Here is a 10685-nt window from a genome sequence, read left to right as displayed (position 1 = left end):
CAACACATATCTGCCTATTTCCCACCACATCAATAACTATACGTTCAACCGGGTTTATATGGGTCTGGGCTGTACCCCCCCCCCCGGCCAGGGCGGGGCTTCGCTGCGCATGTGGAAGCAGTTCTTCCCGAAGGCGCAGATCTTCGGAATGGACATCCAGGACAAGTCATTTGTCGACGAGGACCGCATCACGACGTTCATCGGTGACCAGTCCGACCCCTCGTCCCTGAACGCCGTCGCCGACAAGATCGGCGAGCTCGACGTCATCATCGACGACGGAAGTCACCGCAGCCCGCACGTGCTCACCACGTTCGCCACCCTCTTCCCCCGGCTCAAGGACGGTGGCATATACGCCGTCGAGGACACGCAGTCGTCGTACTGGCCCGAATGGATGGGCAGCGAGGACCGGGACGACCCGAACACCAGCATGGCGATGCTGAAGCGGCTGACGGACGGGCTCAACTACGAGGAATTCGTGGACGAGAACTACCAGCCGACCTACACGGACCTCAACGTCGTCGCCGTGCACTTCTACCACAATCTTGTGATCATCGAAAAAGGCAGGAACGCCGAGGGCACCAACAAGCGGAAGGCGCTGAAGCAGCGCTACGCCAAGTCCTGACCCCCGTAGAGGCGGTTGCCTCCGGAGCGCAGCCGTGCGTCATGGGCGGAGCAGTCGTGGTAGCTGGGCAGCAGACCGGACCGCTCCGCCTCGGCCAGTGAGGGGGCGGCGGCGTCCTTCTCGGAGAGGACCGGCTCGATGCCCGTCGGCCAGGCGATGTCCAGGTCGGGGTCGAGCGGGTGCACCCCGTGCTCGCGTCCGGGCGCGTACCCCGTGGAGCACAGATAGACCACCGTGGCATCGTCGGTCAGCGCCATGAAGGCGTGGCCGAGCCCCTCGGCGAGGAAGATGGCGTGGTGGGTCTCGTCGTCGAGCCGCACGGCCTCCCACCGGCCGTACGTCGGCGAGCCGACGCGCAGGTCCACCGCCACGTCCAGGACGGCCCCGCGCACACACGTCAGGTACTTGGCCTGACCTGGCGGCACGTCGGCGAAGTGCACCCCGCGCAGCACCCCGCGCCGGGACACCGAGCAGTTGGCCTGGGCCAGGTCCAGGCCGTAGCCGGTGGCCTCGCGGAACTCCTCGCCCCGGTACCACTCGTGGAAGCTGCCGCGGTCGTCCGGGAACACCTTGGGCTCCAGCACCCAGGCCCCCGCGATGTCCAGTGGTCGCACGCCGTCACGTCCTCCGTGTCACGTTCTGCCACGGCTTCCTACCCAGGGCCACGCCGATCACACGCCGCGCCCTGCGCGCCAGCCGCAGCAGCGGGCCGGGCGCCTGGGGCCCGGCCACGCGGACCGCGCCGGTGCGGGTCACCGCAAGGCGGACCGGCAGCCGGAGGAAGCGGGGCGCCCCGGTCTCCGGGACCAGGCACACCTCCGTCCGCCAGGCCGCGCCCCTCATCCGGCCCAGCGGCAGCGGCACCTCCAGCAGCGAGCCGGCCCCGTCGGCCGGGGTGAGCGTTCCCGTCTCCCGCAGGGACGTGCCCGACGCGCCGCCGGTCAGCCGCACCAGGACGCCGGTCCGGTCGGGAACGTACAGGGGCAGCGCCAGGCTCAGCCGGTGGCTCCCGGACACCGCGGCGTCCTCGGGGGTGAGGCGGCCCATGCCGAGGGCCTTGCTCGCGCGGTCGACGTCCAGGGAGAAGTTGTGGTGCTGTTTCGTCCAGTACGGCAGCACCATGCGGCCCGCGACCACTCCCGCGGGCGGCGTGGGACGGCCCTGCCGCGGTGCCGGACCGAGGCGGCACTCCTTGGACCAGCCCCCGAGGCCGACGCGGACGTACGCGTCCCACAGGCCGCCGTGCAGCGGGGCGCCGCCCGCCGCGGTGCCGGGGTCCACGGTGGCCGTGCCGCGCAGAACCAGCCGGACCCGCCCGTCCCCGGCCGGGACCCGCTCGCGGGTGACCTCCACGGGCTGGAAGTACGAGGCGGAGGTGGCCCGGTCGCGCAGGATGAGGTCGGCGGTGGCCTGCTCGAAGCCGTCGACGGCGTCCGCGCCCAGCCAGGCGGCCGCCTCGTCCAGGTCGCGCGGCGCGGTGTCCGCCGGCGTGCCGGGTCCGTCGGCCGGGAACGTCAACGGCTGTTCACCGGACCGGAATTCGGCGGTGAAGGAGACGCGCAGGGTCCCGTCCCGCCAGTCGACGCCGGTCGGATCGGCGCCGGGTCCGACCCCGGCCTCCCAGCGGGCGTAGGCCACGAGGTCGTCGTAGCGGTCGTCCCTGATCAGCGCCGCGACGATGCGCTGCCCCGGCCGCAGACCGGGCGCGACCCCGGGGCCGAAGCGCTCCAGGACCACCCCGTGCATCTCGCGGAACAGTTCGCGCCGGTAGTCGTCGGGCATCGCGAGCAGCCGGCGGCCGCTCATCCGCTCGACCATCTCGACGCGCAGCCAGCGGCGCAGCAGCCCGTCGCGCAGCGGCCCCGGTTCGGTGTACCGCTCGACGACGTCCAGGGCCGCGCGGAGGTTCTTGAAGTAGCCGGCCGGCTCGAAGCGCTGGAAACCCGCGTTGGAGGCGTCGTCCCGCCTGACGTGGTAGTAGCAGACGTAGTCGCCGATCACCGAGACGTTGTCGGCGCGCAGATACGCCTCGGTGATGAAGACGTGGTCCTCCAGTCGGCGCCGGCCCTCGGGGAAGCGCAGTCCGGTGCGGTCCAGGAAGGAGCGCCGGACCATCTTGTGCGGGGTCAGGCTGTCGATGAGCGGGGCGTTCTCCACGGTGGCGTACGGACGGTTGCGGCGGAACAGCTCCACCGGCACCGTGCGGCCCTTCCCGGCCATCTTGCCGACGATCACGTCGGCCTTGTTCGCCACCCCGTACTCGTACATCCGCTCGAGGGCCTCGTCGCCGAGGTAGTCGTCGTTGTCGACGAACATCACGAACTCGCCCCGGGACGCGGCGATCCCCACGTTCCTCGGCCTGCCCGACCAGCCGGAGTTCTCCTGGTGGACGACCCGGATGTGCGGATGCTCGGCGGCGAGCGCGTCCAGCCGGGCCGGGGTCCCGTCGGTGGACCCGTCGTCGACGAAGATCACCTCGAACTCGTCCGGAGGCAGCGACTGCCGGAGCATCGAGGCGATGCAGTCCTCGATGCAGGGGCCAGGGTTGTACACAGGGACGACCACACTGACCTTGACCGGCATCCGGTTCCCAAGCCCCCTTAGACGGCCACCTGTTGACTGGGTGGCACCTGTGCGTGGCCGAATGCTAACGCGGCCCTCCGGGCCGGCGGACGTCCACCGGCACGAAGGGCCCGCTGTTCGTCACTGAGCGTTGTGGGTCTTGGCCAGAATTTCCAGGATCTCGGCGGTCGTGCCCGTCTCGCCCAGCCGCGGGAAGATGCGCTCCACGCTGCCCCGGTGGGACTCGTCGTCACGGTCGGACATGGCGTCCGTGGCCAGCGTGACGTGGTAACCGTGCTCGTAGGCGGCACGGGCGGTGGACTCGACGCCGATGCTGGTGGCGATGCCGGTCAGGACGATCTGGGTGACGCCGCGGCGGCGCAGCTGGACGTCGAGGTCCGTGCCGTGGAAAGCGCCCCAGTTGCGCTTGGTGACATGAATGTCCCCGGAGTGTCCGGACAGGTCGTCGACGATGACGTCCCAGCCCTCCGGGAGGGCGAGACCGCGCGCCTGGCGCTCGGTGCGGCCCGGAACCGCGTCGGCCCCGTCGGGGGCGAAGGACACCCGGACCAGGACCACGGGGAGGTTCCGGGCCCGGAAGGCGTCGGCGAGTTCGACGGTGCGGGACACCACGTCCGCGGCCGGGTACGGCCGGGTCGGTGTGCCCACGATGCCGTTCTGCAGGTCGATCGCGACCAGGGCGGTACGCGGGTCGAGGGCGGTGAGTGACATGGGTCGATCAGGCCTTTCGGGGGGTGGGACGGCCGAGTGGACGGTCGGGGAGGGTGGTCGCCGGCAGCAGTGCCGATCCGGCGGACATGAGGAGGGCCGGGCCGTGCAGCCCGGCCGTGTCGGAGCGGTGCCGGAAGAACGCCGCGGTCGCGGCGGAGGCGCCCAGCGCGCCGAGGTACATCAAGGTGCGCGGCAGTCCGGCGGCGGCAGCAGCGTGAGCCCGGCCGTGGAGGCGCTCAGGCCGCGGACCTGTTCGAGCCACTGCCTGTAGCCGTACATGAAGGCGGTCGTGCAGCCGAGGAGCCGGCGCAGATGCGTGGCCGGCAGCGGGACGTTTCCGCCGGGCAGCCGCAGGTCGACGAAGGGGTCCGGCACGCGCAGCTCCCGCGCCGCGAGCCGGATGGAGCGCCGAGACCAGCCGGACCGTCTCGCCGGGGCCCCGAAGGCGACCCCGATCGGCACCAGGGTCACGGCGATCACCGAGGAGTCGACGGGGTTGAGGACGGAGCCCACACGACCATCGGCGGGATCAGCCGGCGGCCGAAGCCGGTGGGGGAGGGCCGCGTACCCGGTGAGACGGGCCTCTTGAGGCTCGGTGTCACTGCTGCGACAGCCGTTCCATCAGCCTCAGCGCGGCCAGCACCGTCTGCCGTTCCTCCTCGGTGAACCGGTCCTGGAAGGCGCGGGCCAGCCACTCCTCGCGCGCCTGCCGGTTGCCCTCGACACGGGCCCGGCCGCCGTCGGTCAGGGTGACCAGCTGCCGCCGGCCGTCGTCGGGGTCGGGCGTGCGGCGGATCAGTCCGTGCTGTTCGAGCGCGGCGAGTGTGGCGGCCATCGACTGGGGCCGGACCCCCTCCGCGGAGGCGAGCGCGCTGGCCGTGGCGGCGCCGTGCTTGCCGACCAGGCTGAGCGCCGATTCCTGGGACGGGCTGAGGACGCCCTCGTCCTCGTCCCGCGCGACCTCCCGGATACGGCGCCGCAGCCGGCTGAACACCACGCGCAGGTCTCGCGCTGCGCGGGCGGCGGAGTCGGAGATGTGGTCCATGCCGCCACCGTAATTCCTTCAGTTCGACCTGTCCAGTTTGCCCTGTCCAGTTGGGGCTGTACAGTTATGCCTGCTGGTTCCGTTCGTGGCGGGGCCAGGTTCCGGGCGGCGGCGCACCCCGGCCTGCCCTAGCCTGGCCGCGTGCGCCTGCTGCTCATGTCCGACACCCATGTCCCCGCGCGCGCCAAGCGGCTGCCGGAGGAACTCCTCGCCGAACTCCCGCACGCCGACGTGGTGTTCCACGCCGGCGACTGGATCGACACCGCCACCCTCGACCTGCTGGAGAGCCGCAGCCGACGGCTGGTCGGCGTGTACGGCAACAACGACGGCCCGGAACTGAGGGCCCGGCTCCCCGAGGTGGCGTACGCCGATCTCGGCGGCCTGCGCTTCGGCGTCGTCCACGAGACCGGTCCCGCCCAGGGCCGCGAGGCCCGCAGCGCCGCCCGCTTCCCGGACCTGGACGTCCTGGTCTTCGGACACAGCCACATCCCCTGGGACACCACCGCCCCCACCGGACTGCGCCTGCTCAACCCCGGCTCGCCCACCGACCGCCGCCGCCTGCCCCACTGCACGTATCTGACGGCGACCCTCGCCGGCGGCGCGCTCACGGACGTGACACTGCACCGGCTGCCGCCACGGTGAAGGGGGTGTGGCACGATGCCGCGATGATCTCCAGCTCTGGCATCCCACCCGTCGTTCCCGCAGGTCGCATGGCCGAGGGCGGTCAGCCCGTGCTGCCGCTGGCCAACGGCATGGAGCTACGGCCGTGGCGCGTGGACGATGCCGACGCGCTGGTGGCCGCCGGTCAGGACCCGGCCATCCGCCGGTGGAACCTCTTCTCCGTCGAGAGCCGCGCCGACGCCCGCCGCAGGATCGAGCGCATGCGGGAGCGCTGGCAGGCCGAGACGGGCGCCGTCTGGGCCGTGGCCCGGCCGGAGGGCGCGGTCGCCGGGCTCATCGGCTGCAACGACGTCGATCTGGCCGGGGGCAGCGCCGAACTCGTCTACTGGGTCCTGCCCGAAGCCCGCGGCGGGGGCGTCGTCGTCGAGGCGACGCGCCGGCTCAGCCGCTGGGCGCTGGACGAACTCGGGCTGCACCGGCTGCGGTTGTGCCACTCCACGGCCAACCCTGCCTCGTGCCGGGTGGCCGAGAAGGCGGGCTACTCCCTGGAGGGCACCATGCGCGGAGCGCTGCTGCACGCCGACGGCTGGCACGACCAGCATCTGCACGCGCTCGTCCAGGGCGATGTCTGAGGGAGTCCGAGGGAATCCGGGTGAGTCCGGGGGCCGGAGCGCAAATTCCGCGGGCAGCCCGGCGGCCGGTTCGGTGGCCGGTTCGGTGGGATGAACGGCGTGCTGATCGACGTCACGTTCGTACGCCGCCTGCTCGCCGCCCAGTTCCTTCGGTGGGCCCACCTCCCCCTCACCCCGGTCCCAAGCACCGGTGGCTGCTTCGCGGCTGCCGCTGTCCGTCTCCGAGCCGGTCGTCCATGTCCGCGTGGCGGCAGGCTGCCATGGGCGCCACCGGGGGGGCGCGGGGGCTCCCGGGTCAGGTGTGCCTGCGGCGTCGCACCAGGGTGACGATCCCGGCCACCGTCAGCGCCACCAGCGCGGCGGCCCCGGCCGCCACCGCCGCCCGTTTGGCCACCGGTACTGCGGCCGTGCGGAACAGGTCCAGCGGCTCCGGCTCGGGCGGGGCCTCGGTGACGGCGTCGGCCGGCTCGGCCAGGCGCTGCGACAGACGGTCGGCGAACTGGCTCACCAGCCGGTCGCCCACCTCCGCCATCACCCCCCGCCCGAACTGGGCCGGCCGGCCGGTCACCGTGAGGTCGGTGCGGACCGACACGGCCGTGCCGCCGCCCTGTTCGGTGAGCGTGCCGGTCACCGTCGCCCGTGCCGTGCCCTGCCCGCGGGTCTCCCGGCCGCTGGCGACGAGCACGATGCGGTGGGCGGACTCGTCCTGCTCCTCGAAGACGGCGGTGCCCCGGTACGTCACCGTGATCGGCCCGACCTTGACCTTCACCGAGCCGGTGACGGTCTTGCCGTCGTAGTCCTCCACGGTCGCCCCGGGCATGCACGGCGCCACGCGCTCGATGTCGAGAAGCGCCCGCCAGGCCTCCGGGACCGGTACCGGGACGGTGAACTCGTGGTTCAGTTCCATGACTTCGACTTCCTCCTCGCGTTCACGCGGACCCGGTGGTGGACCCGGTGGAGTGGATCGCCCCGGCGGTCAGGGTCAGCGGGGCGCCGCTGCCGCCCCAGCGCATGGCGACGATCTCGGCGGCCACGGACACCGCGACCTCCTCGGGCGTACGGGCCCCGAGGTCGAGCCCGAGCGGTGAGCGCAGCCGGGACAGTTCGGCCTCCGTGAGCCCGGCCTCGGCCAGCCGCTCCCGGCGTTCGTCGTGGGTACGGCGGCTGCCCATCGCCCCGATGTAGGCGGCCGGCCGGCGCAGCGCCTCCTCCAGCAGCGGCACGTCGAACTTCGGGTCGTGGGTGAGGACGCAGATCACCGTCCGCTCGTCGGTCTCCGTGCCGCTGAGATAGCGGTGCGGCCAGTTCACGACGACCTCCACGCCCGCCGGGAAGCGCTTGGGCGTCGCGAAGACCGGGCGGGCGTCGCACACCGTGACCCGGTAGCCCAGGAAGTCGCCGATGCGGGCCACCGCGGCCGCGTAGTCGATCGCGCCGAAGACCAGCATCCGCGGGGGCGGCGCGAAGGAGTTCAGGAACACGGTGACGTCGTCCTCGCGCCGCTCGCCGTGCCGGCCGTAGTGGCGCAGACCCGTGGCACCCAGGGCGAGTTCGCCGCGCGCGTCGGCGGTCACCGCCACGTCCAGGCCGGGCGTGCCGAGCGTGCCGGTCACGGACCCCGGCCAGACGGCGAGCGTGGCCCCGCGCGGCGCCGGCCCGTCGACCACCGTGGCCAGCGTCACCGGTTCACCCCTGGCGACCGATGCCGCCACCGCGCCGAACGCGGGGTCGGACTCGGCCGTGACGGGCCGCACCAGCAGGGTGATCTCGCCGCCGCAGGTGAGGCCGACCGCGAACGCGTCCTCGTCGCTGTACCCGAAGGTCTCCAGCCGGGCCTCCCCGCTCGCCACCACGTCCTGCGCGAGCTCGAACACCGCCCCTTCCACACAACCCCCGGACACGCTCCCCACGACCTCGTCGTCGGGCCCCACCGCCATGGCGGCACCGGGGCCGCGCGGAGCGCTGCGACTGACCGAGACCACCGTGGCGAGACCGAACGGGATCCGCGCCGCGTACCAGCGGTCCAGCGCCGGGAGAATCTCACGCACGTTCCGCTCCTTTCACACCGTTCGGATCACACTCGTCCGGATCACACCTGTTCAGAGGCCAGCTCCGCATGGGCCAGCTCCGCGTAGGCCACCTCGACGGAGGCCGCCTCCGCCCCGCGCACCACGGCGGCCAGCCGCTCCAGCGCCGCCAGGCTGTGCCCCTCGACGAAGGAGTCCACGCTGGGCAGGGCCGCCGCCATACCGGCGGCCAGGGGCGCGTAGCCCGGACGTGCCTTGCGCGGGTTGGCCCAGATCACCCGGTGTGCCAGCCCGTGCAAGCGTCGCATCTGCACCCCCAGCAGCTCCGGATCGCCACGCTCCCACCCGTCCGACAGCAGCACCACGACCGCGCCGCGCGCCATACCGCGCTGCCCCCAGCGGTTCAGGAACTGGCGCAGCAACTCGCCCAGCCGGGTGCCGCCGCGCCAGTCGGGCACCGCCGCGGCGACCGCCGCCATGGCCACGTCGGGGTCGCGGTGCGAGAGTTCGCGGGTCACCCGGGTCAGCCGGGTGCCGATCGTGAACACCTCCGTGCGGCCCCCGCGGACCGCGGCGTGCGCGAACCGCAGCAGCGCGTCCGCGTACGGCGCCATGGAACCGCTCACGTCGACCAGCAGGACGACCCGGCGCGGCCGCTCGACCCGCGCGTGCCGCCGCAGCCGTGCCGGCTCACCACCGCGCCGCAGCAGTTCCCGCACCGTACGGCGCCGGTCGAGCTCCCCGCGTCGCGCCGGACGCCGCCGCGCGGAGCGCCGGGTCTGCGCGCGCAGCGCGAACGCGGCCAGCAGCCTGTTGAGCTGGGCCCGTTCGGCGGCGTCCAGCCCGGCCACGTCCCGGTGCCGCAGCACCTCGGCGGAACTGGCGAGCGTGGCCGTCGGCGGTCCCGTGGGCCTGTTCCCGCCGGGCGCGCGGGACCCGGTGGGCGCTTCCCGTACGACGGGCCGCAGCCGGGGCGGGGGAGGGGTCCGCACCACCCGCGGCGCGGGCTCGTCGCCCGGTCCGAAGTACGCGGCGAAGACCCGGTCGTAGCGCTCCAGGTCGTCCCGCCCGCCGCACAGCGTCAGCCGGCCCGCCCAGTACACGTCCGTCCGCACCCCCGGGCGCAGCACGTCAAGGGCCCGCAGGAACGCCTGCAGCCGATCGGCGCTCGCGTCGACCCCCGCCGCGCGCAGGGCACGGGCGAAACCGAGCAGGACGGCGTCGGCGGCCGGCACGCCCCTCACCCTCCCCGCGCCGCGAGCACGGCCGCGAGGTCGAGCCCTCTCGCCCGCTCGGCGTCCTCCCGGTACTTCAGCACCGACCCCAGCGTCGCCACGGCCAGTTCCGCGTCCACCTCGCTCGCCCCCAGCGCGTCGAGGGCCTGCGCCCAGTCGATCGTCTCGGCCACGCCGGGCGGCTTGACCAGGTCCGCCGCCCGCAGCGCCTGCACCAGTGCCGTGACCTGCTCGGCGAGCCGGGCCGAGACCTCGGGCAGCCGACGGCGGACGATCGCCAGTTCCCGGGCGAACCCGGGATGGTCGAACCAGTGGTACAGGCACCGGCGCTTGAGCGCGTCGTGCACCTCCCGGGTGCGGTTCGAGGTGAGGACGACGACCGGCGGCACCTCCGCCCGCAGGGTGCCGAGCTCCGGGATCGTCACCGAGAACTCGGACAGCAGCTCCAGCAGGAAGGCCTCGAACTCGTCGTCGGCCCGGTCGATCTCGTCGACCAGCAGCACCGAGGGCTGCGTCTGCAGCGCCCGCAGCAGCGGCCGGGCGATCAGGAAGCGCCGGTCGTACAGCTCGCTCTCCAGCCGCTCCGCGTCCTTCACCCCGGCCGCCTCGGCGGCCCGCAGGTGCAGCAGCTGGCGCGGGAAGTCCCAGTCGTACAGCGCCTGGGAGGCGTCGATGCCCTCGTGGCACTGCAACCGGATCAGTGGCGCGCCGAGCGCCTCGGCCAGGGCGGACGCGAGCGCGGTCTTGCCCACGCCCGCGTCGCCCTCGCAGAACAGCGGCCGGTGCAGCCTCAGGGCCAGGAAGCAGGCGATGGCGAGGCCGTCGTCGAGGAGGTATCCCGTCTCCTCCAGGCGGGCCCGCACCCGCTCCGGGTCGTCCATCCGGGTGATCGACGCTCACCCCATTCCGGCGGCGGTCAGCACCGCCCGCTTGGTGAGCACCCGGGCGAGGTGCGCCCGGTACTCGGGCGAGGCCGAGAGGTCCTGCGACGGCCGGGCGCCCTCGGCCGCTGCCTCGGCGGCCCGGGCGACGGCCTCGGGACCGTCGGCGCCGGACAGTGCCTGTTCGGCAGCGGTTGCCCGCAGCGGAGTGGAGCCCATGTTGGTCAGCCCCACCCGCGCCTCGGCGATGTGCCCGTCGGGGGGGGGGCGCGCCCCCGCGCGCCCCGCGCGCCGCCCGCCCCCGCGGGGGGGGGCGCCCCCCCGCCCC

At 73.5% G+C, this 10685-nt stretch carries 13 protein-coding genes and 1 pseudogene; 3 read left to right on the top strand and 11 right to left on the bottom strand.

Features of this window, described 5'->3' with window-relative positions:
* On the top strand, positions 1 to 622 hold a 622-nt coding region (locus ACFW2E_RS16260), incomplete at its 5' end, for a hypothetical protein (RefSeq protein WP_384466848.1).
* Here the strand turns inward: ACFW2E_RS16260 and rfbC are convergent.
* From rfbC to ACFW2E_RS16230, 6 genes are all read right to left on the bottom strand, one after another.
* Positions 607 to 1236: a dTDP-4-dehydrorhamnose 3,5-epimerase gene (rfbC, locus tag ACFW2E_RS16255; protein ID WP_384466846.1), complete on the bottom strand. Its 630-nt coding sequence runs from the start codon at positions 1234 to 1236 to the stop codon at positions 607 to 609. The genes ACFW2E_RS16260 and rfbC overlap by 16 nt on opposite strands.
* A 4-nt stretch (positions 1237 to 1240) precedes the next feature.
* Positions 1241 to 3205 carry a glycosyltransferase family 2 protein gene (locus ACFW2E_RS16250; RefSeq protein WP_384466845.1) on the bottom strand — a complete coding sequence of 655 codons (1965 nt, stop codon included), beginning with the start codon at positions 3203 to 3205 and terminating at the stop codon, positions 1241 to 1243.
* 120 nt (positions 3206 to 3325) lie between these two features.
* The gene (locus ACFW2E_RS16245; protein WP_384466843.1) at positions 3326 to 3916 is read right to left on the bottom strand and encodes a hydrolase; all 591 of its coding nucleotides are present in this window, start codon (positions 3914 to 3916) and stop codon (positions 3326 to 3328) included.
* A gap of 7 nt (positions 3917 to 3923) precedes the next feature.
* On the bottom strand, positions 3924 to 4100 hold the full coding sequence (locus tag ACFW2E_RS16240) for a hypothetical protein (RefSeq protein WP_384466841.1): 177 nt from the start codon (positions 4098 to 4100) through the stop codon (positions 3924 to 3926).
* The gene (locus ACFW2E_RS16235) at positions 4097 to 4429 is read right to left on the bottom strand and encodes a hypothetical protein (protein WP_384466839.1); all 333 of its coding nucleotides are present in this window, start codon (positions 4427 to 4429) and stop codon (positions 4097 to 4099) included. Before ACFW2E_RS16235 ends, ACFW2E_RS16240 begins: the two co-directional genes overlap by 4 nt.
* Before the next feature lie 85 nt (positions 4430 to 4514).
* Complete coding sequence (locus tag ACFW2E_RS16230) at positions 4515 to 4961, bottom strand: MarR family winged helix-turn-helix transcriptional regulator (protein ID WP_384466837.1); 447 nt, start codon at positions 4959 to 4961, stop codon at positions 4515 to 4517.
* A 141-nt stretch (positions 4962 to 5102) separates the two neighbouring features.
* Here ACFW2E_RS16230 and ACFW2E_RS16225 point away from each other — a divergent pair, with 141 nt between their 5' ends.
* The gene (locus ACFW2E_RS16225) at positions 5103 to 5603 is read left to right on the top strand and encodes a metallophosphoesterase family protein (protein ID WP_384466835.1); all 501 of its coding nucleotides are present in this window, start codon (positions 5103 to 5105) and stop codon (positions 5601 to 5603) included.
* Between the two features lie 23 nt (positions 5604 to 5626).
* Positions 5627 to 6214 carry a GNAT family N-acetyltransferase gene (locus ACFW2E_RS16220; RefSeq protein ID WP_384466833.1) on the top strand — a complete coding sequence of 196 codons (588 nt, stop codon included), beginning with the start codon at positions 5627 to 5629 and terminating at the stop codon, positions 6212 to 6214.
* A gap of 295 nt (positions 6215 to 6509) precedes the next feature.
* Here the strand turns inward: ACFW2E_RS16220 and ACFW2E_RS16215 are convergent, their stop codons facing one another.
* From ACFW2E_RS16215 to ACFW2E_RS16195, 5 genes and pseudogenes are all read right to left on the bottom strand, one after another.
* Positions 6510 to 7121, bottom strand: coding sequence for an SRPBCC family protein (locus ACFW2E_RS16215; RefSeq protein WP_384466831.1), 612 nt, complete (start codon positions 7119 to 7121; stop codon positions 6510 to 6512).
* Between the two features lie 22 nt (positions 7122 to 7143).
* The gene (locus tag ACFW2E_RS16210) at positions 7144 to 8262 is read right to left on the bottom strand and encodes an XdhC family protein (RefSeq protein ID WP_384466829.1); all 1119 of its coding nucleotides are present in this window, start codon (positions 8260 to 8262) and stop codon (positions 7144 to 7146) included.
* A gap of 41 nt (positions 8263 to 8303) precedes the next feature.
* The gene (locus tag ACFW2E_RS16205; RefSeq protein ID WP_384466827.1) at positions 8304 to 9476 is read right to left on the bottom strand and encodes a VWA domain-containing protein; all 1173 of its coding nucleotides are present in this window, start codon (positions 9474 to 9476) and stop codon (positions 8304 to 8306) included.
* Between the two features lie 5 nt (positions 9477 to 9481).
* On the bottom strand, positions 9482 to 10357 hold the full coding sequence (locus ACFW2E_RS16200) for an AAA family ATPase (RefSeq protein WP_384466825.1): 876 nt from the start codon (positions 10355 to 10357) through the stop codon (positions 9482 to 9484).
* Positions 10358 to 10372: 15 nt separating this feature from the next.
* A pseudogene (locus ACFW2E_RS16195) lies at positions 10373 to 10685 on the bottom strand (hypothetical protein); the annotation flags it as partial.

The organism is Streptomyces sp. NPDC058964 (assembly GCF_042741275.1).
Lineage (GTDB): Bacteria > Actinomycetota > Actinomycetes > Streptomycetales > Streptomycetaceae > Streptomyces.
The sequence above is the reverse complement of the archived record's forward strand: the minus strand, read 5'-3'. Positions and strand labels throughout refer to the sequence as shown.